The sequence below is a fragment of the Mycobacterium paraffinicum genome (assembly GCF_001907675.1).
In the GTDB taxonomy this organism is placed as follows: Bacteria; Actinomycetota; Actinomycetes; order Mycobacteriales; family Mycobacteriaceae; genus Mycobacterium; species Mycobacterium paraffinicum_A.
Map to the genome: position 1 here is coordinate 55866 of NZ_MPNT01000004.1, position 25532 is coordinate 81397.

Annotated in this window: 20 protein-coding genes; 12 read left to right on the top strand and 8 right to left on the bottom strand. The window is 62.1% G+C overall.

What is annotated here, in order from left to right:
- Nucleotides 1–32: 32 nt before the first annotated feature.
- On the bottom strand, nt 33–263 hold the full coding sequence (locus tag BRW65_RS06270; RefSeq protein ID WP_067778800.1) for an MbtH family protein: 231 nt from the start codon (nt 261–263) through the stop codon (nt 33–35).
- Between the two features lie 917 nt (nt 264–1180).
- On the opposite strand from BRW65_RS06270, the gene BRW65_RS06275 reads away from it, so the two are divergent.
- The 6 genes from BRW65_RS06275 to BRW65_RS06300 all read left to right on the top strand — a co-directional run bounded on the left by BRW65_RS06275 (nt 1181) and on the right by BRW65_RS06300 (nt 10135).
- Nucleotides 1181–1693 (top strand): MmpS family protein, encoded by a 513-nt coding sequence (locus tag BRW65_RS06275; protein WP_084187743.1) that lies wholly within the window; start codon nt 1181–1183, stop codon nt 1691–1693.
- Nucleotides 1690–4581 (top strand): RND family transporter, encoded by a 2892-nt coding sequence (locus tag BRW65_RS06280; protein WP_073872433.1) that lies wholly within the window; start codon nt 1690–1692, stop codon nt 4579–4581. Before BRW65_RS06275 ends, BRW65_RS06280 begins: the two co-directional genes overlap by 4 nt.
- 37 nt (nt 4582–4618) lie before the next feature.
- Nucleotides 4619–7531: an RND family transporter gene (locus BRW65_RS06285; protein WP_073872435.1), complete on the top strand. Its 2913-nt coding sequence runs from the start codon at nt 4619–4621 to the stop codon at nt 7529–7531.
- Nucleotides 7532–7659: 128 nt separating this feature from the next.
- Nucleotides 7660–8607 carry an ATP-binding cassette domain-containing protein gene (locus tag BRW65_RS06290; protein WP_073872437.1) on the top strand — a complete coding sequence of 316 codons (948 nt, stop codon included), beginning with the start codon at nt 7660–7662 and terminating at the stop codon, nt 8605–8607.
- The gene (locus BRW65_RS06295) at nt 8604–9347 is read left to right on the top strand and encodes an ABC transporter permease (RefSeq protein WP_073872439.1); all 744 of its coding nucleotides are present in this window, start codon (nt 8604–8606) and stop codon (nt 9345–9347) included. The genes BRW65_RS06290 and BRW65_RS06295 overlap by 4 nt, the downstream gene beginning before the upstream one ends.
- Nucleotides 9344–10135, top strand: coding sequence for an ABC transporter permease (locus BRW65_RS06300; protein WP_073872440.1), 792 nt, complete (start codon nt 9344–9346; stop codon nt 10133–10135). The genes BRW65_RS06295 and BRW65_RS06300 overlap by 4 nt, the downstream gene beginning before the upstream one ends.
- 106 nt (nt 10136–10241) lie before the next feature.
- Here the strand turns inward: BRW65_RS06300 and BRW65_RS06305 are convergent, their stop codons facing one another.
- From BRW65_RS06305 to BRW65_RS06330, 6 genes are all read right to left on the bottom strand, one after another.
- Nucleotides 10242–11429 carry an acyltransferase family protein gene (locus BRW65_RS06305; RefSeq protein WP_073872442.1) on the bottom strand — a complete coding sequence of 396 codons (1188 nt, stop codon included), beginning with the start codon at nt 11427–11429 and terminating at the stop codon, nt 10242–10244.
- Between the two features lie 42 nt (nt 11430–11471).
- Nucleotides 11472–12284 (bottom strand): glycosyltransferase family 2 protein, encoded by an 813-nt coding sequence (locus BRW65_RS06310; RefSeq protein WP_073872444.1) that lies wholly within the window; start codon nt 12282–12284, stop codon nt 11472–11474.
- A 125-nt stretch (nt 12285–12409) separates the two neighbouring features.
- A complete protein-coding gene (locus tag BRW65_RS06315; protein ID WP_073872446.1) occupies nt 12410–13132 on the bottom strand; it encodes an FkbM family methyltransferase in 723 nt (240 codons plus the stop codon).
- 131 nt (nt 13133–13263) lie between these two features.
- Nucleotides 13264–14226, bottom strand: a complete 963-nt coding sequence (locus tag BRW65_RS06320) for a GDP-L-fucose synthase family protein (protein ID WP_073872448.1) — start codon at nt 14224–14226, stop codon at nt 13264–13266.
- A gap of 5 nt (nt 14227–14231) precedes the next feature.
- On the bottom strand, nt 14232–15254 hold the full coding sequence (gene gmd / locus BRW65_RS06325; RefSeq protein ID WP_073872450.1) for a GDP-mannose 4,6-dehydratase: 1023 nt from the start codon (nt 15252–15254) through the stop codon (nt 14232–14234).
- A 285-nt stretch (nt 15255–15539) separates the two neighbouring features.
- Nucleotides 15540–16412, bottom strand: coding sequence for a glycosyltransferase family 2 protein (locus BRW65_RS06330; protein WP_073872452.1), 873 nt, complete (start codon nt 16410–16412; stop codon nt 15540–15542).
- A gap of 258 nt (nt 16413–16670) precedes the next feature.
- Here BRW65_RS06330 and BRW65_RS06335 point away from each other — a divergent pair, with 258 nt between their 5' ends.
- Nucleotides 16671–18023: a UDP-glucose dehydrogenase family protein gene (locus BRW65_RS06335; RefSeq protein ID WP_139272898.1), complete on the top strand. Its 1353-nt coding sequence runs from the start codon at nt 16671–16673 to the stop codon at nt 18021–18023.
- Between the two features lie 133 nt (nt 18024–18156).
- On the top strand, nt 18157–19113 hold the full coding sequence (locus BRW65_RS06340) for a methyltransferase type 11 (RefSeq protein ID WP_244168003.1): 957 nt from the start codon (nt 18157–18159) through the stop codon (nt 19111–19113).
- Between the two features lie 16 nt (nt 19114–19129).
- Here BRW65_RS06340 and BRW65_RS06345 read toward each other — a convergent pair whose 3' ends face one another.
- On the bottom strand, nt 19130–19783 hold the full coding sequence (locus BRW65_RS06345) for a hypothetical protein (protein ID WP_073872454.1): 654 nt from the start codon (nt 19781–19783) through the stop codon (nt 19130–19132).
- A 290-nt stretch (nt 19784–20073) separates the two neighbouring features.
- Between BRW65_RS06345 and BRW65_RS06350 the strand changes: the two genes are divergently transcribed.
- From BRW65_RS06350 to BRW65_RS06365, 4 genes are all read left to right on the top strand, one after another.
- Nucleotides 20074–21357, top strand: coding sequence for a glycosyltransferase (locus BRW65_RS06350; RefSeq protein ID WP_073872456.1), 1284 nt, complete (start codon nt 20074–20076; stop codon nt 21355–21357).
- A 503-nt stretch (nt 21358–21860) separates the two neighbouring features.
- On the top strand, nt 21861–23063 hold the full coding sequence (locus BRW65_RS06355) for a class I SAM-dependent methyltransferase (protein ID WP_084187737.1): 1203 nt from the start codon (nt 21861–21863) through the stop codon (nt 23061–23063).
- 152 nt (nt 23064–23215) lie between these two features.
- Entirely contained in the window at nt 23216–24334 is a 1119-nt protein-coding gene (locus BRW65_RS06360) for an NAD-dependent epimerase/dehydratase family protein (RefSeq protein WP_073872460.1), read from the top strand.
- A 244-nt stretch (nt 24335–24578) separates the two neighbouring features.
- Nucleotides 24579–25412, top strand: coding sequence for a TylF/MycF/NovP-related O-methyltransferase (locus BRW65_RS06365; RefSeq protein ID WP_067778740.1), 834 nt, complete (start codon nt 24579–24581; stop codon nt 25410–25412).
- Nucleotides 25413–25532: the final 120 nt, after the last annotated feature.

Sequence of the window (25532 nt, forward strand, 5' to 3'; positions counted from 1 at the left end):
CCAAAGCTTCACCCGCCCCATACCCCGACTCGTTACTGGTCAAAACCCCGGCCCGTTGCGAGTCTGTCTCGCAGGCTCTTTGGCCTAATGTCGGGCCAATTTTGTTCGATGTACTCCAAACATGCGGCGCGATCCGCCTCGCCGTAGACCACTTTCCAGCCGGCTGGAACGTCGGCGAAGGCAGGCCAGAGGCTGTGTTGTTCCTCGTCGTTCACCAAGACGAAAAAACTGCCGTTGTCGTCGTCGAACGGATTGATGCTCACAGTTCTCCAAGCTGCTAGTTGACATGAGTGGAACGGTTCCAAACCATACTGGAGCCACTAGCGCGCGTCCGAGGTTTGGACAAAGTTCCCGGGGTGACCCGCCAGGCTCTTAACGTGCCCTAAAGATTCGGCTGGTACAGGGCTGCGCAGCGGCCGCCGTTGGCTGCTGTGACCTGCGGTAATGGCTCACCGGTGCGGCTCGCAATTGGGCAAGGTCGGCCTTCAAGGACGATGGATTTTTGGGTGCTTGTCGTTAGTCAGGATACCGGGGCTGGAGCCCCCGGGAAAATCACCACGAGGCGAGCCCCTTTCGGTGGGCAACTGGGCCACGAAAACGGGCGCAAAAGCCACCCCCGCGCAAGCGCCCGGCCGCCACGGCCCGCCACCGAAGCGCGGCGGCGAAACCGATTGACTACCGGCGCCGATCGTCGTTAGCTGGCTGGGTCTGCCGATCCAGAGCAGGCCTTGGCCGCCGGGCGGACCGAGGGTGGGGGCGCGCCGTTCCGAGCCCAACTGGGCAAGCGGGCGCCGGCCCGCTGAACCGGCCGGGGCGACAACCGAAAAGTGCCGTTACGCATGCGGTATGCATTACGATCCCGTATCTCCTTGTCGAAGGGCTGATACGGAGACCGCTGGCGTGGTTTACTCATGAAGACCTGGTCGCGCTCCCCGGGGGGCGGGGCTCGTAAGAGGTGCCGGAGCACGACTAGTCTGCGACGTACACCGCGATCGATGTGCTGCAGTCTGGGCTCGCAATCCGCATGTAACAGATTGTTCGTTCCGGCGGATATGGCAAGAGACGTCAGAAACGGGTAAAAGGGGGTGCGGTGGTCGAACCCGACGTGCGGGCCCGGCCCGATATCGCCATCACGAAAGGCCGCGACATCAGCCAACAGTCTGACCGCCGACGCCGTTTTATGCCCTTTTCGCGTCGATCGTCCGAAGAGGTCGGCGCGGTCCGCGCGCCTCGGGAAAACCGGCGGACTCGGCGAGCCGGATTGTTCAGAGCTCTCAAGCACTTATGGATCCCGCTGGTCATAATTGCCGTCGTCGCCGCTGGAGGCCTGACCGTTTCCCGCTTGCACGGGATATTCGGATCCGAAAAACGCCCTTCTTACGCCGACACTCGGCAGCAGGACACTAAGCCCTTCAACCCCAAGCACGTCAAATACGAGGTCTTCGGACCGCCCGGGGCGACGGCCGACATCAGTTACTTCGACGCGAACGGCGAGCCGAATCACATCAACGGCATCCATCTTCCTTGGTCGTTCGACATCGCGACTACCCTGCCTTCGATCGTGGGAAATGTTGTCGCGCAAGGTGATAGCGACACCCTCGGGTGCCGCATCGTGGTGGATGGTGTGGTCAAAGCCGAGAGGATCTCACACGAGTTGAACGCGTTCACCTACTGTGTGTTGACGGCCACATGAGCAATCAAGAGTTGGCGACGGACCGCGCCTCGCAGCCATTCTTCGCGCGGATGATCCACCGATTCTCGGTGCCGATCATCTTGGCTTGGTTGGGTCTCGCGGTGCTGATCAGCATCGGCGTTCCATCGCTGGAACAAGTTGAGGCAGAGCATGCGGTGTCGCTGAGCCCGATAGGCGCGCCCTCATTCAAAGCGATGGAGCGCCTCGGTCAGGACTTCAAGGAAACCAACTCCGGCGCGTTGGCAATGATCCTGCTGGAAAGTCAGCAGCCACTGGGCGACGATGCACACCATTACTACGACCGTCTCGTTCGCCTTCTCGAAGACGACCACAAGCATGTGCAGCACGTCCAAAACTTCTGGGGCGACCCGATAACCCGGGGTGCGGCGCAAAGCCAAGACGGCAAGGCCGCCTATGTGCAGGTCAATCTCAATGGCACCCAGGGTGGCAGCCAGGGTGACGAATCCGTCGCGGCCGTCCGCAAGATCGTGCAGCGCGCCGACCCCCCGCAGGGTCTCAAGGTCTACGTCACGGGCCCTGCGCCGATCGTCGCCGATATGAACATTGCCGGCCAGAAGACGGTCATGTTGGTCACCGTGGCGAGCCTCGCGGTCATCTTTATTACCCTGCTCCTCGTCTATCGGTCAGTCGTGACGGTAATTCTGCTGCTATTGATCGTCGGGCTCGAATTGCAGATCGCCCGGGGAATGGTCGCGTTGCTCGGTCATTTAGGGATCGTTGGCCTCACCACTTTTGCCGTCAATCTATTGGTCGCAGCGGTAATTGCGACGGGAACCGACTACGGGATATTTTTCGTCGGCCGGTACCAAGAAGCGCGGTCGGTTGGCGAGAGCCGGGAGATGGCTTTCTATACGACCTTCGGCAGCGTCGCCAAGGTCGTGTTGGCGTCGGGTCTGACCATTGCCGGGGCCGTTCTGTGCCTCAGCTTCACCCGGCTCCCGTACTTCCAGCCACTCGGCATCCCCTGCGCCGTCGGCATCGCGATAGCGGTGCTCGTCGCGCTGACGCTGGGGCCCGCGCTGCTTGCCGCCGGCGGTCGCTTCGGTCTGTTCGAGGCGAAGCGGCCTATCTCGACGCACCGATGGCGACGGTTCGGCACGGCGATTGTGCGGTGGCCGGCGCCGATCCTGATCGCATCGTTGGCCATCGCGCTGATCGGGCTGTTGACCCTGCCGAATTACAAACCTAGCTACGACGATCAGAAATTCATACCGCCGAACATTCCGGCCAATGTGGGATACGCGGCTGCCGAACGACACTTCCCGGGCTCGCGAATGATGATGCCGGAAATTCTGCTGGTCGAGACGGATCATGATTTGCGCAACCCAACGGACATGTTGGTCATCAACAAACTGGCGAAGGGAGTTCTTGCGGTCCCGGGGATTTCGACAGTGCAGACCGTAACCCGGCCAGAAGGGGTCCCGCTTCAGCACACGACCATTCCGTGGATCATGAGCATGTCCCAGGCGAGCCAACTGCAGAACATGGCATTCCAGAAAGACCGGATGGATGACATGCTCAAGCAGGCCGAAGAGATGGGCAAAATGATCGCCATCATGGAGCACATGGTGGGTCTCATGCGCGAGCTGGTGAACACGACTCATCAGATGGTCGGCACGACGCATGAAATGCAGGACATCACTTCCGAATTGCGCGACCACATCTCGGATTTCGAGGATTTCTGGCGGCCGATTCGCAGCTACTTCTACTGGGAACGGCACTGCTACGACATCCCCATCTGCTTTTCGCTGAGGTCCATTTTCGACGCGCTTGACGGTGTCGACGAGGTCAACGACAAGTTGAAAGCCTTGGTCGGCAACCTCGATCAGCTGGATCTTGTGCTGCCGCAAATGGTCATGGAAATCCCTCCGATGATCGAGATCATGAAGGGCATGCGCAGCATGATGCTGACGATGCACAGCACCATGTCCGGCGTCATGGGTCAGATGGATTCGAGCGTCAAAGATCCGAGCGCAATGGGGCAGGCTTTCGACGCTTCCCGAAACGACGACTCCTTCTATCTGCCGCCCGGAATCATCGACGGCTCGGACGCCTTCAAGCGGGTCGAGAAGGTGTTCATGTCGCCGGACGGCAAGGACTTCCGGCTGCTGATTTCGCAGCGGGGCGACCCGGCGACGCCCGAGGGTCTTTCGCGGGTGGAGGCCATCAAGACGGCAGCCGAAGAGTCGCTGAAGGGCACGCCGTTGGAAAACGCCAAAATCTATCTCACCGGCACCGCAGCGATCACCAAAGACCTGGTGGACGGCTCCAAGTTCGACCTGTTGATCGCCGGTGTCTCCGCGCTCTGCCTCATTTTCATCATCATGCTGATCATGACGCGCAGTTTCATTGCCGCCATGGTGATCGTGGGAACGGTCTTGCTCTCCTTGGGGGCGTCATTCGGCTTGTCCATATTGGTCTGGCAGAACTTGCTGCACGCACCGCTGCACTGGACCGTGCTATCGACTTCGGTGATCGTCCTCTTGGCGGTGGGGTCTGACTACAACCTGTTGTTGGTGTCCCGCATGAAAGAGGAACTGGCCGCCGGCATCAACACCGGCATCATCCGCGCCATGGGCGGCACCGGCAAGGTCGTCACCAACGCGGGCCTGGTGTTTGCGTTCACCATGGGTTCGATGGTGGTCAGCGACCTGCGCAGCATCGGGCAAGTGGGCACGACCATCGGCATGGGCCTGCTGTTCGACACGTTGGTCGTCCGGGCATTCATGACGCCGTCGGTTGCCGCTTTGCTGGGACGCTGGTTCTGGTGGCCGCAGCGTGTGCGGCCACGCCCGGCGAGCGCCCTGCTCCGGCCCACGGGACCGCGCCCGTTGGTGCGTTCCTTGCTGCTGAAAGATTCGCGATAAGTGGCGGGCTTCCACGTGTGGTCGGGGACGGGTCCGCATGAGTAGCCCGCGCGCGCACGCCTTCTCCGCACCGCGAATGATTCGCCGGCTCGCGCTGCTCATCATCCTGGGCTGGGTGGCGTTCACACTGCTGGTTTCCTTCGGTGTTCCGTGGCTGGAGACGGTCGGACGCGAGCACTCCGTCCCGATGGCTCCGCAGGATGCGCCGGCGGTGCAGGCGATGCAGCGCATGGGCAGGGACTTCAAGGAGTCCGACTCGGACAGTTTCGCGATGCTCGTGCTGGAGGGCCAGCAGCCACTCGGCGACGATGCGCACGCGTACTACGACCGACTGGTCCGCGAGTTGCGGGCGGACACCAAGCACGTCGAGCACGTGCAGGACCTGTGGGGCGATCGGCTCACCGCGGCGGGCGCGCAAAGCCCGGACAGTAAAGCCGTCTACGTCCAGATGAATCTGGCCGGTAACCAGGGCACCACCTTGGGCCAGGACTCGATTGCATCCGTCCGCCATATCATCGCGCGGACGCCTCCGCCCCCGGGGCTGCACGCCTATGTCACCGGGCCCGCGGCGCTTGTTTCGGACATGCAACACGCCGGTGATAGTTCCATCCTGAAGATGACCCTGATCGGCGCGGTGATCATCTTCACGGTGTTGATGTTCGTCTACCGGTCGGTCTTCACCGTGATTTTGCTACTGCTCACGGTGGGCATTGAAGTATTTGCGGCACGGGGGGTTATCGCATTCCTCGGCGACAACGGCGTCGTCGCGCTCTCCACGTTCGCCATCAACCTGCTGGTAGCCCTCGCCATGGCGGCCGGCACCGACTACGGCATCTTCTTCTTCGGCCGGTATCAGGAGGCGCGCCAGGCGGGCGAGGACCGAGAAACGGCCTATTACACCACCTATCGCGGCGTAGCGCCCGTCGTCCTGGGTTCCGGTCTGACAATCTCCGGGGCGATGCTCTGCCTGAGCTTCACCAGGATGCCCATCTTCCAGACCATCGGCGTGCCGTGTGCCGTAGGCATGCTTGTTTCGGTCCTGATCGCTCTGACCTTGGTTCCCGCGGTCATCACCGTCGGCGGCGGAGTCGGTCTATTCGACCCCAGGCATTACATCGGCTTCGGCCGGTGGCGCCGGGTCGGGACAGCGATCGTCCGCTGGCCGGTGCCGATCCTGGTCGCGACCATCGCGGTCGCCCTGGTGGGCCTGGTGACCCTCCCCGGTTATAAGACGAGCTACAACGACCGGGCCTACATCCCCAAGGACATCCCGGCGAATGTCGGTTATGCCGCAGCCGACCGTCACTTCTCGCAAGCGCGAATGATGCCGGAAATCTTGATGATCGAAGCCGATCACGACATGCGCAACCCCGCGGATTTCCTCGTGTTGCACCGGCTGGCCAAGGGAATCTTCCAGGTTCGCGGCATCTCACGCGTGCAGGGCGTAACCCGGCCCGAGGGCACGCCGATTCAACACACCTCGATCCCCTTCCTGCTCAGCATGCAACAGGCGATCATTCACCAAGACGTGAAATACATGCAGGCCCGGATGGACGACCTGGTGGTCCAGGCCGACATGTTGGCCGAGCAGATCAAGCACATGAAGCGGATGTACGAGCTGCAAAAGCAGATGACCGCCCTGACTCATGACTCGATTGCCAAGACGCACGAGATGTTTGAGGTAATTAGTGACCTTCGGGACGACCTGTCGAATTTCGAGGATTTCTTCCGCCCGATCAGGAGCTACTTCTACTGGGAACGGCATTGCTACGACATTCCCATCTGCTTCTCGCTCCGCAGCATCTTCGACACGCTCGACGGTGTCGACACGCTGAGCGACAAGATGAAAGAGCTGCTCGTCCATCTCGACCACATGGACGCGATCATGCCGCAGCTGCTCGAGCAGTTTCCGCCGATGATCGCGATGTCCGAGGACATGCGGCAGATGATGCTGACGAATCACAGCACCATGTCCGGAATCATCGGCCAGATGGACAGCGAGGATAAGGACACCGTCGCGATGGGCGAGGCGTTCGACGCCTCCAAGAATGACGACTCCTTCTACCTGCCCCAGGACATTTTCGAGAACGCGGATTTCAAGAAGGCGATGAGCCAGTTCCTGTCTCCGGACGGAAAAGCGGCTCGGTTCATCATCTCCCACCTGGGCGACCCCGCGACGCCCGAGGGGGTGGCGCGTATCGACAAGATCAGGACGGCCGCGGAGGAAGCGCTCAAGAACACGCCGCTGGAGAATTCCAAGATATTCATCGCCGGGACCGCGTCGACGTACAAAGACTTCCGAGACGGATCCACTTATGACCTCTTCATCGCAGGCGTCGGAGCGCTCTGCTTGATTTTCATCATCATGCTCATCCTGACGCGAAGCTTTGTGGCGGCACTGGTGATTGTGGGCACCGTCGCCCTTTCATTGGGCGCCTCGTTCGGGCTTTCGGTGCTGATCTGGCAGTACATCCTTGGGATCAAATTGCACTGGATGGTGCTGCCGATGTCCGTGATCGTGCTCTTGGCGGTCGGGTCCGACTACAACCTGTTGCTGGTGTCCCGGATGAAAGAGGAACTGGCGGGCGGCATAAAGACGGGCATCATCCGCGCCATGGGCGGTACCGGCAAAGTCGTCACCAACGCCGGGCTGGTGTTCGCCTTCACCATGGCCTCCATGGTGGTCAGCGATCTGCGGATCATCGGGCAGGTCGGTACCACGATCGGCCTCGGTCTCTTGTTCGACACCTTGATCGTGCGTTCCTTCATGACGCCCACAATCGCCACGATCCTCGGACGGTGGTTCTGGTGGCCGCAGGTGGTTCGGCCTCGGCCGGCCAGCCTGATGCTTCGCTCCGAGGGGCCGCGTCCGCTGGTGCGTTCCCTCCTGCTGCATCGAGAGTTCGGCGAGGATGCGCCAACGGCGGAAATCCCGAGGACTACCGTCTAGATGGCGCTTCATTCACCCATTCCGCCGCGGCGGCCATGCGCTATTTGTTGCTTGCCGAAGATTTCACGGAGGAGCATGGACGACCAATATGGCCAACGTGATGACAGCACCATGAAATACTTTCTACCGTGAGCCAACTGGCAATCGAGGTTGTCGACCTAGCAAAGACTTTCGGGCGCGACACACATGCCCTGCGCGGCGTGAACTTCTCCGTTCCGGCCGGAACGGTCTGTGGTCTGCTCGGCCATAACGGTGCCGGCAAGACCACCACCATCAACATCCTGTCGACACTGATTCGCCCTACCTCGGGTCGTGCCACCGTCGCCGGCTACGACATCACCCGCCAGCCGGCGCAAGTGCGGGCCAGCATCTCAACGACCGGGCAGAAGAGTGCGATGGATACCTTGCTCACTGGCAGGGAGAATCTCATCTTGTTCGGCAGGCTGCGAGGCCTACGTCGCCGACAGGCCAAGGCTCGCGCCGACGAGCTGATCGAGCAGTTCGACCTGGGCGCGGTCGCCGATCGGCTGATCTCCACCTATTCCGGAGGCATGTGGCGGCGCACTGACGTCGCGTGCGCGCTGATGGTACGGCCGAAAGTGCTCTTTCTCGACGAACCGACCACCGGGCTCGACCCACGCAGCCGGCGTGACGTGTGGTCCCTCGTGAGCTCGTTGGCCGGCCAAGGAGTGACCGTACTGCTGACCACTCAGTACCTGGAAGAAGCCGACCAGCTGAGCGACTCGATCGTCGTCATCGACCACGGACAGGTGATCGCGAGCGGCACCGCCGAGGACCTCAAGCGCCGGGTAGGTTCCAGCTATTGCCAGGTGAGCCCGGCCGATCCCGCCGACCTGCCGCGCGTCGCGACGACGTTGGCCGGGTTCGAAGGGTTGGACGTCGACAGCGACACCAACTCGGTTTCGGTGTTCGCCCCCGACGGGGTGGCGACACTGGCCGATGTGTTCCGGCGGGTCGATGCGCTGGGTATCGAACTCGCCGACATCTCGCTGCGCAAGCCCTCACTGGATGAGGCTTTCCTGCATCTCACCGAACGGACCGTGGCTCGGCCATGAGCGGCCTCGCTGCCCTCACCGAGCGTTCGCTGATGTCCTCAGCACGCGACGGCGGCCTGATCTTCGAACTGGTGTCACCGGTCGTGTACTTGGCCGGCTTCACTGTGGCGCTGCACGGCCTGGTCGACACCGGCCACGTCAGCTACGCGCAATACCTGCTGCCCGCCGTGGTCGTCCAGTCGATGATCTTCGTCGCGCTGATGACCGCCGACCGCGCCGCACGTGACCACTTGTCGTCATTCGGCGAGCGGTTGCGGACGCTGCCGATCGCCGCGGCAACGCCCGTGAGCGCCCGCGTGGCAGCCACCATGATGCGCGGCATCCTGGCCCTCTCGGTGTCGATGGCGGCCGGCTACGCGTTCGGATTCCGGATGACGGGCGGGATCAGCTCCGCCGTCGCCTTCATGCTCATCGCATTGCTGCTTTGCCTGGCAGTCGCGTTGGGCGCCGACGCACTGGGTTCGCGCTCTAAGAGCCTGCAGGGCGCAAGCTATCTGCTCTTCGTCCCCCAGCTGCTGTTGTTCATGCTGTCCACCGGAATTGCCCCCGAGAAGGCATTTCCCGGCTACTTGCGGCCCTACGTCCGCAATCAACCGGTGTCACAGGTCGCCGAGACGCTGCGCGGGCTGGGCGCCGGGCACCTGTCAGCCAGCAACTTGGCGGCCAGCCTTGCCTGGTGTATCGGCATGATCGTTATCTTCGGAGGCATCGCACTACGAATGCAACGGCGAGCCGGATGACAGCGGGAACAGGGGTGCAGGGCTCGCTGGTGGCCCAGAGCTGGGTACAAGCCGGTCGGCTGCTTACCAGGTGGCGGCGGGACCGAGCCGTGCTGATGGGGTCGCTGCTCTTGCCTATCGGGCTTCTGCTGCTCTATCAAGCGGTGTTGGGCGACCAGGTGCGTCGGATTACCGGCGTCGAGAGTATCTACGGGCTGGTTCCGACATGTGCGGTGCTGTCTGCGCTGTTCGGCGGCTTGGCCAATTCCGTTGGGATTACAGATGACCGCCAGACGGGGTTGATCAGCAGAATGTGGATGCTGCCGGTACACCGCGCCAGTGCGCTCACCGGGCGGCTCACGGCGGAGGCCACGCGGGTGCTCATCGGCACGATCCTCATCACCGCGCTCGGAATCGCCATGGGGCTGCGCTTCTCACATGGGTGGGTCTCGGCGTTGTTGTACGTACTGATCCCGTCGGTCGTGGTTGTCGAATTCGCAACGCTCGCAATGGCGCTCGTCATTCGCACCAACGGCCGCGCCATGACCACTTGGTTGGCGGGCGGCACCGTCGCGCTCGCCTTTCTGAACCCTGGCACCACCCCGGTCGGTCAGTATCCGAGTTGGCTTCAAGCGTTCGTCCGTCTACAACCCATCTCCCCTCCCATCGAGGCGATGAGATCACTAGCCCACGGCGGCCCGATCCTGTGGCCCGTTGCCATGACTCTGATGTGGGCGGTCGCATTCCTCGCCGTCTTCTTTCCTCTGGCCGTCCGCGGGTACCGGATCGCTGCGGAGTCCAACGCGTAAGACGCTGCCGCTCTCCGAGATGCTGGGCAGGGCGAGTGGCCCGGCTGTACTCATGGGATCGCGGACGTCCCGCCTCCGCCTTTGGGGCGGAGGCATCGAAGTGCAACTACACCGCTGGTTCCGGACTCGCCGAGGGCGGTTCCGGGGCGTCCTCGTCGGTTGGGAGATTGCTTGTGCGCGTTCCGGTCTCGCCGCGAGCCGAATAGCGGCTCGGGTCTGACTCCAGTTCGACAAGCTGATCGGATGCCGGCCCTTGGCGAGCGGCGCGCCCCCTCAGCCGGCGCTTCAGGGACAACGCGGGTTTCTCGATCAGGAACCAGCTCATCGCTGCGGTTGGCACAGTCACTGCAATGGATATGAAGCAGAACAAGATTGAATTGAGGCGAAGAAGTCCTCCGAGCACCAGCGACTGTTGGATCGCAAACGCGTAAATGTACACGCCGTAGGACAGGTCGGTGGGAAACCTCATCCGCCTGTTTTTGATGAGGGAACCCGAGACGATGATGGCGTAGGCCATGGGAAGCGCGGCGATCAGTCGATAGTTGGGCAATACAGCCGATGACGCGAGGACGACGACGGAGCACACCGCGACGAGCGACCACTTAGCGGGAATTGCGTTTCTTAGCTGATGCAAAAGAGCCCCGGCCAAGAACATGAGGGCGAATCGCGCTGCGTTGGAGGCGATCGCGTGCACCCCACCCCACCCCGGCAGCACCACCGACCAGGCCAGAGCCACCGTCAACGCCAAAGGGATGGCCCATTTTCGGCCAAGTAACCCGGTGACGCCGAATACCGCAACACCGATGTAGCACAGCACCTCCCAGCCCAAAGTCCAGAGGGAACCGTTCCACATTCCCGAAACCGGAATACCGCTAGGCGTGCCGCCGATATCGAACTGGAACATCCACACCGCGCTGTTCTTCAACACATATTCGACCGGCGCTCGGGACAGCAATAGCTTTGCCGCCGAACCACCCTGAAGTGCCACGCCGACCGGAGCGATGACGAAGGCGGTGACGGCAAGGCACACCCATAACCCAGGCAGGATGCGCAGCGATCGAGCGATGAAGTACTGGCCAAGCTGCGGATTCCGGAGCCAGCTCGAGACGATGAGGTAACCGGAGATCGCGAAAAAGCCGTCAACACATCCAAGGCCGAGAAGCTGGACGAAAGGCGCGAACGGCATGCGTCCCGTGAGCGGGAAGGAATGCCACAGGATCACACCGGTCGCCAACGCCAAGCGCCACGCATTGAGGGCATTCTTGCGTGGGTCGAAGACTTCCCCGAGCGTCATACGCGCCATCTCCCCCTCCCGACGAGCAAGGTTTGTCCCGACTCACTCACCGGTGACTCCAGATGCTTGTCGAGCATTGGATGCCGCCCGGTACCTGATCAGGCGCGAGCGGACCGCCAGTTTGCGATTTTCCTTGTCCTTCAAGAAAGCCAGCATTCTGCTGCAGGTCTCCCACGCCGCCACCCAGAAGTACATGGGGAGCCGTTTTCTGAACTCCCTGTCGACCCCCTCCCGCATGCTGAGGCCCGTCAAATCGTTGTAGCGTGCGACGACGATATCCATGTACCGGGTGACCAGCGCGGGATTGGAGAAGCATCGGATGTTGAAGTCCCAGTCGGCCCACACCGGGTAGCGCAGGTTGTACGGGCCGATCCCGTCGAAAAGCTTGCGGCGGTAAAAGATCGATTGATGGCACAGATTGGTTTCGAACAGCAGGCGGTCGAGGTCGAAGGCGCCGGCGTGGCGCGTCTCGGTCGAGCGCATGATGACGTCGCCATACACGAGATCACTGGGTTCGTGGCCGCGAATGAAGGCTGCCACGCGGGCCAGGGTGTCCGACTCGTAAAGAGTGTCGTCGGCCCCCAGGAAAAGTAGCCACTCTCCCCTGGCGATCTCGACACCTCGGTTCATGGCGTCATAAGGGCCGTCGTCGGGGCCACTGTGAATGACCAGACGGGCGCCGAGTTCCGGGCCGAAGCCGCGCGCGACGTCAAGAGTTTGGTCCGTCGATCCGCCGTCGACGAGAACCAGTTCGAATTCGTCGCAGCTCTGGTGGACGACACTGTCCAGACAGGCTCGAACTGTCGCCGCTGCGTTGAAGGTGGGCACGATGATCGAGAACAGTGGCGCGGTCATGGCCCCTGTCACGTTAGCAGCGGACCGCCTGGTGTTCGCCTTCTTCCGAACAATCTCCGCCCCGGGGATCCGCCCGCCTGGTCACGCGTGCCATTGCGTCACGGAGTGACGGTCGCGCGGCGCGGTCAATCGTCGCCACGGAAGAAAATGCCGTCGGCCTGCAGCATCCGCCCGTTGCGCGGATCGGTGAATCCCGGCAGCAAGCCCGTGAGTATGAAGCCCAACGAATACACACGTTCGAGCGATTCGTGAATGAGCATGTCTCCCTGGTACAACGGCAGGAAGGACAGCTCGAGTTGCATGCCGACGCAGCGGTCGTTCACCGTTTGTTTCGCGCCCGCGAGCACCTGCTTCTCGAACCCCTGGACGTCGATCTTGAGAAACATCACGTCGTCGGGTTTCAAAAATTCTGGCGCCAGGGAGTCCAGCCTATGTATCGGCACTTCTTCCGTGCCGATGTAATTCGCAGGTGGAAAAGCATCCTGGTGACTCTTGAGCATGGGCAAGACGGAACTGCTTGCGCCTGCGTTCCCCGCGACGTTGATCGTAATTGTCTGTTCGGCGTCACCCAGCGCGCATTGCCTGCACTCCCATAATGGATCGTTAGCGGCCTTGCGTTGCAATTGAGAAAAGGGCTCCGGCAGAGGCTCGAACGAGACAATGCGACCCTTGTATCCCGCCCGCCGCAATGACGTACCGAATTGCCCCGAGTTGGCGCCGACGTCAATAACAACATTTACCTTGAGCGCCTCGAGTTGATTGATTAGCAGGCGTTTGCGATCGAAGTGACGCAGCGTCTCCATACTGACGTTGCGAGCGATCAAGCGAACATTGCGAAAGAATTCCACCGCGCCACATTAGCACGCGAATATGCGCCGAGGAGACGCTTGGCCGTGGTGAATCTGCGTGCGATGCGGGATGTGGATGTGCCAGCCGCTCGCAGTCGGAGCGATGCGTCAAGGCGCAGGACGTTGCGCGTTCACTGCCTCACCGCATCCGCGTTCGCGCGGTACCAGGACACCGTTGCCTCGATTCCGCTCTGCAGCCTGATGCTAGGCAGCCATCCCATCCCCCGCAAGAGTGAGACATCAAGCAGCTTGCGCGGGGTGCCATCCGGTTTCGTTGTATCCCAGCGGGTTTCGCCGGTATACCCCACCGCCGCGGCGACCATCTCGGCTATCTCGTTGATGGAATGGTCGATGCCGGTGCCCACGTTGACGTGGCTGGGACCATCAAAGTGTTCCAAGAGGTATAGGCACGCGCTGGCCAGATCGTCAACGTGCAGCAGTTCACGCCGCGGCGTACCAGTCCCCCAGTTCGTCACCTCGGGCGCGCCACTGGCTTTAGCCTCTTCATACCTGCGGATGAGCGCCGGGAGTAGATGAGAGCCGGCGGGAGAGAAGTTGTCGCCCGGCCCGTAAAGGTTTGTCGGCATCGCCGAAATCCACGCCAGGCCGTATTGGCGTCTGACCGCCTGGACCTGAAGAATGCCGGCAATCTTGGCGATCGCGTACGCGTCGTTGGTGGGTTCCAGAGGGCCGGTCAACAACGCATTTTCGGGAATAGGCTGCGGAGCGTACTTCGGATAGATGCACGATGACCCCAGAAATAGCAGCCGGGGTACCCGAGCGGCGACGGCGGCATCGAGCAGATTGACCTGAATCTGCAGGTTCTCGGAAAGAAAATCGGCCGGGTAGGTGTTATTGGCCATAATGCCGCCGACCCGGGCCGCGGCATCGACGATGAGCTGCGGCCTCGATTCCAGAACGAACTCAAAGGTTGCGGAGCGATCTGTGAGGTCAAGTTCGGAGTGTGACCGGGTGAGAAGATTCGTGAATCCCTCGGCTCGAAACCTTCGTATTAGTGCGGACCCGACCAGTCCACGGTGCCCGGCGATATATACAGGCGATGCGCGGTCGGGCAGCCCGATCGGTGTGTTCATCGCCGTCAGATCCAGCCGGGCAGGGTTGGCTTGTCGATCCACGGCCTGCCGTCGCACTCCAGCGCGGCGATATCGGCATCGACCATGATCCGTGCCAGTTCGCCGGTGTGCACCGACGCCTTCCACCCGAGTGACTGAGCGGCCTTGGTCGAGTCGCCGATCAGCGAATCCACTTCGGTGGGCCGCAGATAGCGGTCGTCGAACTTCACGTACTTCTGCCAGTCGAGTCCGGCATGATCGAATGCGGTCTGCACGAACTCGCGCACGGTGTAGCCGCGTCCCGTCGCCAGAACGAAGTCGTCTGCCTCAGGCGACTGCAGCATGCGCCACATCCCTTCGACGTATTCTGGCGCGTATCCCCAATCGCGCACCGCGTCGAGATTGCCGAGGTAGAGGTCCGACTGGACACCGGCCTTTATCGGCGCCACGGCTCTCGTGATCTTTCGAGTAACGAAAGTCTCACCACGCCTTGGTGATTCGTGATTGAACAAGATGCCGTTCACCGCGAATAGGCCGTAGGCCTCTCGATAGTTCCGCGTCGCCCAATAGGAGTAAACCTTCGCCGCGCCGTACGGAGACCGCGGATAGAATGGCGTCTCCTCGTTCTGCGGTGGTGGCGAAGCGCCAAACATCTCCGACGAAGACGCTTGGTAAAAACGACAATTCACGCGCGAAAGGCGGACGGCTTCAAGCAGTCGGATCGACCCCATGCCCGTGGTGTCGCCGGTGTGCACCGGCTCGTCGAAGCTGACGCGCACATGTGACTGCGCCGCAAGGTTATAGACCTCATCGGGGTCAATGGTGCTGAGCAAGGTGACCAGGCGGGTGCCGTCCGTCAGGTCGCCGTAGTGCAGGAACAGCCGTGCGCCCGGTTGGTGTGGATCTACGTAGAGATGATCGATCCGCGAAGTGTTGAACGTCGAGGCTCGACGGATCAGCCCATGGACCTCGTACCCTTTGCTCAGCAAAAGTTCGGTGAGATATGACCCGTCCTGTCCGGTGATTCCGGTTATGACTGCTCTCTTCACCGGATCCCGGCTCTCGTCGGTGCGTGCTGATCACCGCAGGTCCGGCATCGCATCATCTGGCGGTTCACTCCTCGTGGTACTGCAGGGCGGGGTGTAGTCGCAAGAGCCACGCTGCGCGTGGCGCAAAAACCGCCTCGCTGCCGCGTATCAAGGTACAGGACACGCTCGCCCGACGAGGTCATCTCGCCGACTTCCCGTCGCGATTGCACGTCGTGACGAGCGGGCGCAAAAGGCGGCTACTTCCTGGCCAGTGAACCAGCCCTGGCCAGAGCACCGACATGCCATTCACCCGGCTTGGACGACACTCGTCTCACTCTGCGTGGAGGTCGCCCCCGCCCGCCTCCGGTTGGCCAACTTCCCGCGCAGCGCCTTCACGGCGTTGAACGCGGCAAGATCCGCCCTAATCGCATATTCCTTCACGCGTAGGTAAGCCCACGATCTGCGCCGTCCCCCCAGAGGGTAGTAGCCGTACATGTCCCACATGCGGCGAAGAGTTCGGTAGTGCTCGCGGATGGGTTGCGTCGAACCCGGTCCTGTCATGTCGAAATCGCAGACCACCCGGTCGATCGTAACCGGGGCTCGCAGCATCGCGGCTCGGTAGATGAACAATTGGTCGGCCTCGAGTCCAAAGTCGAGGTCGTAGCCACCCAACTTTTCCACCAGCGCCGCCCCGAAAAACGTCGCCTGGTGCGCAACGGTCGCTCCCAGCAGGAATTTCCGAATTTTGAAGGGCATATAGCCATATGGGCGCGGGAAGAGAACGCTGCCGTCGGGGCCAACCAGGTTGTTTTTGCCGTAGCCCCACACGTCGCGCACCGATCCTTGGCCCGAGATCGCCTCGATGACCGAGGCCACCGCGTCCGGATCGGAAAAGCAGTCGGTGGAATGCATGAACCACAACAAGTCGCCAGAGGCGTGGGCGATGCCCTGGTTCATAGCGTCATATCTGCCCTTGTCGGGCTGAGACTGCCAGTATGCAAACCCAGGCTCACACCCGGACAGATATTCGACCACCGCGTCGCCGGACCCACCGTCGATAATGATGTGCTCGATCTGTCCCCGGTAGCGCTGTGACCGCACACTTTCCACAGTGCGTTTCAGCCCGTCGAGGTCGTTGAACGAAATAGTTATCACCGAAACGGTCGGAGCAGATGCCACCGTTGTCGTCCTTCCGCTAGTGACCGCTCTCGCTGATGTGTGGTCATCGTCGCACGGAACCTGTGGTCGACCAACGCTACAACGCCCCTGGCTCGGGCGGAGGGCGATCGATTAAGGCTGGCCGGCTCCCCCGCTCCCCATTCCCGCCCATCGCGCGATAACGGGCCCAGCCGGCACCACCTCAGAACGAGCTCCACGCTCGCGGTCGGCAGACGCGACATACGAATCGGTGCATGAACCGGCCGCGCGTGAGGCAATATGGGCGGCGATCAGTCAGGCGGTAAAGGGGTTGCCTTGAAAATTTCGGTTATCGGATCCGGCTACGTCGGCCTGGTCACCGGCGCCTGCCTGGCGGACAGCGGCAACGACGTCGTCTGCGTGGACATCGACCGAGCGAAGATAGACCGGCTGCTGGCCGGGGAGGTTCCCATCTTCGAGCCGGGCCTGGCGGAGCTGCTCGCGAGGAGCCGGGAGAGCGGACTGATCGACTTCACGACCGACGCCCGACGTGGGATCGAGCACGGGGACGTCATCTTCATCGCCGTGCCGACACCGATGGGCGAGAGCGGGGCGGCCGATCTCACTCATGTCTACTCCGCCGCCGAAGCCATCGGCTCGCACATCAACGGGTACAAAGTCATCGTCGACAAGTCCACCGTTCCCATCGGCACCGCTGACGAGGTTCGAGAGATCATCCGCAAGAAGACCGATCATGATTTCGACGTTGTCTCGAATCCCGAATTCCTGAAGCAGGGCAAGGCAATTGCGGATTTCATGCAGCCCGACCGCGTGGTGATCGGCACCGATTCGGAGCGCGCCCTCAACATCATGCGCGAGCTTTACGAGCCGTTCCTGCGCACCTTCCACCCCCTGCTTGCCATCGACGTCAGGAGCGCGGAGATGGCTAAGTATGCGGCGAACTGCTTCCTGGCCACCAAGATTTCGTTCATCAACGAAATGTCCAACTTATGCGAAAAGGCCGGCGCCGACATTTCGGCGGTCCGGGAGGCTATCGGAGCGGACAAGCGCATCGGCTATGAATTCCTGTTTCCTGGAATAGGATACGGTGGTTCGTGCTTGCCGAAAGACGTTCGGGCACTGCTGCACACGGCCGACTGCGTCGGCTCTGATATGCACCTGTTGCGCGCCGTCGAGCATGTCAACGATGAGCAGAAGGCCGCCCTCGTGGCAAAAATCTTCGCCCGCTTCGGCGGCGAGTCACCGCAGAGGAACTTGCAAGGCTTGCGCATCGGGCTCTGGGGGCTCAGTTTCAAGCCGCAGACGGACGATGTACGCGCCGCCCCTTCGCTGGTCATCGCGAAAAAGCTGGTGGAGTCCGGAGCGGCAGTACGGGTCTTCGACCCCGAGGCCACAGCGCAGGCGAAAGAGACACTGGGAGATTCGGTCGAGTACGCCGGAAATATGTACGAGGCTGTCGAGGGGGCCGACGCGTTGCTCTTGCTCACCGAATGGAAACAGTTTCAGCGGCCGTCGTGGCAACGCGTCAAGTCGGCTATGCGGGGCAATGTCGTTTTCGATGGCCGCAACATCTACGAACCTGAAAGCATGCGAGCCGAGGGGTTCGAGTATTACGGCATGGGCCGGCATTAGCGGAAAGGGGGCGGAACGCGGCTTGACGGCTCCGCAACGATTTCTATAGGGTCAGAACGCATTTCGTGGGCGAAGTCTTCTCGGACAGACCATACGATCCGCCTCACCTCCGAGTGGTCGCAAGGATGGAACTGTGACAACGACACCACCGGTGATTCTCATGATTTTCAACCGGCCGGACACCACCCGACAGGTTTTCGAGACCATCCGCGCCGCGAAGCCGGGGAAGCTGCTGGTGATCGCTGACGGCCCCCGCCCGAACAAGCCTGGCGAAGCTGAGAAGTGCGCGGCGGCGCGCGCGATCATCGACGAAGTCGACTGGGACTGTGACGTCCAGAAGAATTTCTCGGAAACCAACATGGGCACCTGCCCGCGTGTCTCCTCGGGCATTAGCTGGGCGTTCGAACTGGTCGAGAAAGCGATAATATTAGAGGACGACTGCGTCGCCTCTCCTTCGTTTTACCAATATTGCGAAGAACTTCTTGACCGCTATGAGAACGACGAGCGCGTCATGATGATTTCCGGCGGGAACCACTTGTTCGGCCACGCCGAGACGACTGACAGCTATTACTTCTCCAGGTATCCCCATATTTGGGGATGGGCCACGTGGAGGCGAGCCTGGGCGCATTACGACGTCGAAATGACGCGCTGGCCGGAAATCAGAGACAGGAGATTGTTCGACCAGTACTTCCCGAAGGTGACCGAGCGCTACCACTGGGAGGGCATCTTCGAATACATCGTGTACCGGGGCAGGGTCGATACCTGGGCATGGCGGTGGTTCTACAGCATATGGGCCAACGCGGGCCTTTGCGCCACCCCGGCTCGCAACTTGGTGCGAAATGTCGGCTTCGACGCTGACGCGACGCATACGCACGCGAAATGGGACAGGATTTATGCGGCACTGGCGGCAGAAGAACTGGACCTGCCGCTAATTCACCCTGCGGCCGTCATCGCGAGCTCGGACCTGGACGAGCTCGAGGCAAGACTCAGGGCCACCTATCATTCGAAAGGCCTACTGTGGGTGACCAACAAATTGCTGGAGTTGAGGGTGCTGGGCGCGCGGACGATCAGGTCCGTCAAGAACCGCTAGCAATCACGGGCGGCGGTTAACCACTTTCGGGGGTTTCGACGACGATCGAGTCGAGGCCAGCCCGAATGATCGCGTCGGGGAAAGCCGTTCGCGCGGCTGAGGTGATTGCGTCAAGCTGCGGAAAACCCGAAAGCCCAGAACCGAAGAGTCGCAGATCGTCGATCACGATCGTCGTGCCCGCAGGTGTCACGTCCGCGAGCCGGGAAAGCGTGGATTCCGCGGGCTCCATCTCCTGACCTTCGGCAGTGCCCTCGCCGGAGAAGTGTCCGTCGAGAAACACCAGGGGCGGAGACGAACAATTCGCGACGATCTTAGGTATCTCGATGAGCGAGTCGCCGTGAACGAGAGTGACTTTGGGCTCGCGCGCGAACCGTCGCTCGGCCGCAGCGAAAAGACCATCGTGCAGCTCGACCGAGATCACTTGGTCCACATAGGGCACGAAGAAAGCGGTCGTTTCCCCCTTGTACGTGCCGGCCTCGACAAAGATGCGGTGCTTACGCGACTGCAACGTGTGAAGCAGGTGCCGCTGTTTTGAGATCGCGGGCGGCGAGACGAGATGTTCGCCGTTGAACCAGCCGTATGCGGCGGCTAGGCGCGAAGGCTCTAGGGACTTCCTGTTACGAACTGAGTTCAGCGCAATGCCGACCAGGCCGCGCGTGATCCTCGACATACCGCAGAACCCTAACGGGTCGCTCGTTGTGATTCCAGCAGAACGGCACAGTTTCATTCCGGGCCGCCCGATGCATCTGGCCGGATCACCAGCCATCGCGACAGGAGGGCGGCGCGACGCGAGCGCCTCCGACCGAGTGCTGCGTACCGTAGACGTCGGAGAAGATAGGTTGAATCAGAACCAACACCCCACGGCGCCAACGCGAAACGGCAGCCCGCAGTCGAAGAACCAGGGACAATGACCGAGACCCCGCAAGTCGGTGAAGCACCGCAACACGGCGAGGATTCGCGATGAGATTTGCCCTGGCCAGCTACGGAACTCGCGGCGACGTCGAGCCCTCCGTCGCTGTCGGGCGGGAACTGCTGCGCCGGGGCCACGAGATCCAGATGGCCGTGCCACCCGAGCTCGTGAGCTTCGCCGAGTCGGCCGGGCTGGCGGCGGTGCCCTATGGGCCGCAGGTGCAGGACTTCCTGAACGAGGAATTTCTTCGCAACATGTGGCGAGATTTCTTTCGCAGCGCCTGGACGATCCGCGGCCCGGTCAAGGTGGTCCGCAGGGTGTGGGAGCCGATCATCCGCTACTGGAACGACGTGAGCAAGACGCTCAGGTCGGTGGCCGATGGAGCGGACCTGCTGTCCACCGGCTTGAATTTCGAGCAAGCCGCCGCCAACGTGGCGGAGTATTACGACATTCCGCTGGCCACGCTGCATCATTTTCCGATGCGGGCCAACGGCCAGCTCGTCCCGAGCGCCCCCGCCCCGGTCGTCCGCACGACGATGACGGCCGTCGAGTGGCTGTTCTGGCGCTCGACGAAGAAGACGGAGAACGCGCAGCGCCGGGAACTGCAGCTGCCCAAGGCCAAGCGTCGATCGCCGCGGCGGATCGGCCAGCGCGGTTCGCTGGAAATCCAGGCGTACGACGAGGCGTGCTTTCCCGGCCTGGCGGCCGAGTGGGCGAAATGGGGTGATAGGCGGCCCTTTGTCGGTGCGTTGACGATGGAGCTGACGACCGACGCCGATGAGGATGTCGCCTCGTGGATCGCGGCGGGTCCACCGCCGATCTGCTTCGGCTCGGGCAGCATACCGGTCGAGTCGCCGACCGAGACGGTCGAAATGATCGCGAAGGCATGCGCACAACTGGGCGAGCGGGCATTAATCTGTTTCGGCGGAACCGATTTCAGCGATGTCCCCCAGTTCGACCACGTCAAGGTGGTGGGCGTCGTCAACTACGCTTCGGTCTTCCCTGCCTGTCGCGCCGTCGTCCACCACGGTGGCTCGGGAACCACAGCGGCAAGCATGCGCGCCGGCGTCCCGACGTTGATCTTGTGGAGCTCGGCCGACCAGCCGTACTGGGGGAACCAAGTGAAACAACTCAAAGTCGGTACCGCTCGCCAATTTTCACTCACCACCCCGGAGTCGCTGGTAGCGGACTTACGCCAGATCCTTGCCCCCGAATACGCGGTTCGGGCCCGCGAGCTCGCCGCGCGGATGACCGAACCCGCCGCCAGCGTCGCCAAAGCCGCCGACCTGCTGGAAGGTGCCGCTCGCCGGGAAGTCAATCGATCCGGCGCTTAATTGCGCCTCGAATGGCGACACGGGCGGTTTTATGCGAGTTGCGGGCCCAACCCAGGCTCTCGCCGCCAGCGCATCGGCGTCCTGATGCATTCATTGGCGGCCATAACTGATTGCACATTCCGCCTGCTGACCTCAATTTGAATCCATATCCCGCGGTCATCGGGTCGTTCTAATGAAGGCCACGCCGGTGCTATCAATTGCAGCCATTCCATCGTGACCATTTCTTGTAGTGGTGGCGCGACGCCGCAGGGATGCCGCTGGCCAAGACGTCGCCGACCCGCGGCGCCGCAATGACCAGCCCGGAGCGGCCGGACCTGCGCAGACGCATCGGATGGGCTTGCCTGCTGCTGAAAGCCGCCTACGACGGGACTCCGCCGAATTAATGTTCGAGAAACTCAGGAGCCTATTGACGGCGTCCGTTCCGGTCTATGCTCATCACACGGTGGTCGCGATGTGAGATAGATGTGAGATAGGGGGCGGTATTGTCCGAGCGCAGTTGCCGTGTGTGCGGCGGTGATCTTCGGCAGGTCCTTGACCTCGGGCGTCAGCCCGTCTCAAATGCCTTCGTCAAGCCCGAAGAGAGCGGCAAAGTGCCCTTTTTCCAACTCGCGGTCGGACTCTGCACGTCTTGCACAATGGTGCAACAGCTCGACGAGGTGCCACCGAACGAAATGTATCGCGCCGACTACCCCTACCGCGCGTCCGGATCCGCGCTCATCCGCAGACACGGCGAGGAAGTGGCCCGGCACATCATGCGAGCCTGTCCCGGTCATGGGGACAGGTTTGTCGTCGAGATCGGCAGTAACGACGGGGTGATGCTGAAGACCCTGAGCCAGGCGGGAATACGGCACTTGGGGGTGGATCCGGCCGCCGGGGCCGGCGAGGTGGCCCGGCAACAAGGCATCAACGTGCGCACCGATTTCTTCAACGCGCCGACGGCCGGCGAGATTCGCGAAGAGCACGGACCCGCCCACCTGATCTATTCGGCGAACACGATCAGCCACATCTCCTATCTGGACTCGATCTTCCAAGGTGCCGACACCCTGCTTTCGCCGGACGGCCTATTCGTATTCGAGGACCGGTATCTCGGCGACATACTGAAGCAGGTCTACTTCGACCAGATCTACGACGAGCACATCTATCTTTTCTCGGTCCGCTCGGTGCAGGCGACGGCCGCCCGGTTCGGCTTTGAACTGGTCGACGTCGAACACCTCCCGCTGCACGGTGGTTCGATCCGTTACACCGTCGCTCGGCCGGGCACTTCGGCGCCGACCGCGACCGTCGCGGAGTTCCTGGCGCGTGAGGAAGCCGAAGGGGTCGCCGAGGAAGAGACTTTCGTTCGGTTCGCCGCCAACATCGATCGCATCCGGGCGGACCTGGTCAAACTCCTGCGCGACTTGCGTTCCGACGGCCGACGTGTCGTCGGGTACGGGGCCACCTCGCGGAGCGCGACGGTGATGAACTATTGCGATATCGGCCCGGATCTGCTTCCTATGGTGTGTGATTCGACCCCCGAGAAGCAGGGGCGTCTCACGCCGGGCTCCCAGATTCCGGTGTACCCGCCGGAGGTCTTCTCCCACCCCTATCCCGACTACGCGCTGCTGTTCGCGTGGAACCACGCCGACGAGATCATGGCCAAAGAACGTGCCTTCCAAGAGCACGGTGGGCGGTGGATCCTCTACGCGCCGGACGTCCACCTCGTTTGACGGGTCCCGGCGACGGGTCGTCGAGCTATCTCCTTCAACTGGGCCGACGGTAGGTCGTTCACCGATATGATCAACCGCGGGCCGCACCCGCAAAGGCGTCTCGGTTAGATTTTCTGCGCTCGAACGGGAGGGATCGGCTCTTGTCAACATCCGTGCTCATCACCGGTGGAGCAGGATTCATTGGGTGCCGGCTGTCACGCCGACTCATCGAAGCCGGGCACGACGTGGCTGTCATGGATGTACTGCTGCCTCAGGTCCACGGTCAACGCGCAACGGTTGACCTGCCGCCAGCCGTGCGGTTCTTCACCGGTGACGTCACCCACTCCCCCGACTGGGACGCTGTGCTCCGGCTGTTTCGCCCTACTCAGGTCGTTCATCTGGCGGCCGAGACGGGAACAGCGCAGTCGCTGTCCGAGGCGACGCGACATGGCGCCGTGAACGTGGTGGGCACCACCCAGCTTCTCGACGCCCTGACGCGCGCGGGCATCGTTCCCGAGCAGCTGGTGGTGGCGTCGTCCAGGGCCGTCTACGGCGAGGGCCCTTGGCGCGCTGGCACACAAATCTTCTACCCGGGGCCCCGCAGCCACGCGCAGCTGGCCGCGGGTAACTGGGATCCGCAAGGGCCCAACGGCGAACGCGCCGTGCCGCTTCCCAGCCGCGCGGGGCTCACAGAGCCCCGCCCCACCAACATCTACGGCGCGACGAAGCTCGCCCAGGAACATTTGTTGGCCGCCTGGGCGGCCGCGCACGACACCAACCTCAGCGTGCTGCGTTTGCAGAACGCCTATGGGCCAGGTCAGTCGCTGACCAATCCATACACCGGAGTGGTTCCTTTCTTCGCACGCCTGTCGCGCGAACAGCAACCGTCCGAGGTCTACGAGGATGGGCGGATCCTCCGCGATCTCGTCTACATCGATGACGTCATTGATGCGGTGTTCGCGACGGTGCAGCAACCCGCCGACGGATCACGCTGCCTCGACATCGGGTCGGGCGTCGCGACCAGCATTCATGAGCTTGCCCAAAAGATCGCCGCCGTCTTCGACGCCCCCGAACCGATCGTCGTACCGAAATTTCGCGACGGTGACATCCGCGCGGCCAGCTGCGATATTGAGCCCGCGAAAAAGGACCTCGACTGGCAACCCAAATGGGCGCTCGACGAGGGACTGCATGCGCTACTGCAATGGATTGACGAGCAATCCGAGGAGCCCCGCCAGCAAAGCGACCGCGCCGGCGCGTCGGGGCATCACGCGGAACACGCTGGGCGCAACTAACGGGCGCGTGGGCACTCGAACCTCAAGCGGCCGAAACTCATTCATGCCTAATCCGGGCAATCCCCGAAGACTCAGGGAGTGCGTGCGATCCGCCTCCTCATCGCCATCGGATAGCGAGGGTGGATAATCTACCCCTGGCAACCAGATTCTAGAAAAATCCAAACGCGCAATGAGGCGCCGATTGGGCGTCTAGGCTCACCACCGGCAGTACTGGCATCCGAGACACAGGGGGACGGTTTTGACCGTGACCGAAAGCGACGTCCGATCACTCTATCTGGACCAGATCCGGCGTGATCTCACCAGGTATGGCATGGACCAGCTAGTGCCTGTGGGCTGGCCGCTGCAAATGCGGGCCAGCGTCGGGTGGTTGACGTGGCTTCCCCTCCTCAAGAACCGCAACTTGATGCTGGTCCGCAAACGCCCGTTCGACAAGCACGCCCGCGACTTCGGCATGGACTGGCCGGCCGACGCGGAGACGATGATCGGGATGCAGCGACTTACGAGTCTGCAGCACTGCGTCGAGACGGTGCTGCAGGAGGACATCCCGGGTGATCTGGTCGAATGCGGCGTGTGGCGCGGCGGGGCCTCCATCCTGATGCGCGCGGTCCTGGCCGCATACGGCGACAAGACTCGAAACGTGTGGCTGGCCGACTCGTTCGAGGGCGTCCCGCCCCCGGACACCGCGAACTACAAAGAGGACAAGCTGCCCCGGTTCACGCTGGGTTTGCATCATGCTGCGCCGGTCCTGGCGGTGTCGCAAGAAGAGGTCAAAGCGAACTTCGAGCGCTACGGGCTGTTGGACGACCAGGTTCGCTTCCTTCCAGGCTGGTTCAAGGACACGCTGCACAAGGCTCCCATCGATCAGATCTCGGTATTGAGGCTCGATGGCGACCTCTACGAATCGACGATCCAAGCGCTCGACGGGCTGTACCCGAAATTGTCACCGGGCGGCTTCTGCATCATCGACGACTACAACCTCGAGGGATGCCGCAAAGCCGTCGCCGACTACCGGGCCAAGCACAACATATCCGCGGAGATCGTCACGATCGACCAATGCGGTGTCCTGTGGCGAAAGTAGTGACGGCCTGCACGACGTTCGTCATCGCCCGCGCCTTGGCTATCATCGGCGCCGGTATTCCAACACGGTGGACGTGACGTCGGCACAAGTCCTCTGCACACGATCACCGCGCCATTACGC

Coding starts and splice junctions, on each gene's coding strand:
- BRW65_RS06275 (WP_084187743.1), top strand. CDS start 1,181: ATGCCCTTTTCGCGTCGATCGTCCGAAGAGGTCGGCGCGGTCCGCGCG.
- BRW65_RS06280 (WP_073872433.1), top strand. CDS start 1,690: ATGAGCAATCAAGAGTTGGCGACGGACCGCGCCTCGCAGCCATTCTTC.
- BRW65_RS06285 (WP_073872435.1), top strand. CDS start 4,619: ATGAGTAGCCCGCGCGCGCACGCCTTCTCCGCACCGCGAATGATTCGC.
- BRW65_RS06295 (WP_073872439.1), top strand. CDS start 8,604: ATGAGCGGCCTCGCTGCCCTCACCGAGCGTTCGCTGATGTCCTCAGCA.
- BRW65_RS06300 (WP_073872440.1), top strand. CDS start 9,344: ATGACAGCGGGAACAGGGGTGCAGGGCTCGCTGGTGGCCCAGAGCTGG.
- BRW65_RS06305 (WP_073872442.1), bottom strand. CDS start 11,429: ATGACGCTCGGGGAAGTCTTCGACCCACGCAAGAATGCCCTCAATGCG.
- BRW65_RS06310 (WP_073872444.1), bottom strand. CDS start 12,284: ATGACCGCGCCACTGTTCTCGATCATCGTGCCCACCTTCAACGCAGCG.
- BRW65_RS06320 (WP_073872448.1), bottom strand. CDS start 14,226: ATGAACACACCGATCGGGCTGCCCGACCGCGCATCGCCTGTATATATC.
- BRW65_RS06335 (WP_139272898.1), top strand. CDS start 16,671: ATGGGCGGCGATCAGTCAGGCGGTAAAGGGGTTGCCTTGAAAATTTCG.
- BRW65_RS06345 (WP_073872454.1), bottom strand. CDS start 19,783: ATGTCGAGGATCACGCGCGGCCTGGTCGGCATTGCGCTGAACTCAGTT.
- BRW65_RS06350 (WP_073872456.1), top strand. CDS start 20,074: ATGAGATTTGCCCTGGCCAGCTACGGAACTCGCGGCGACGTCGAGCCC.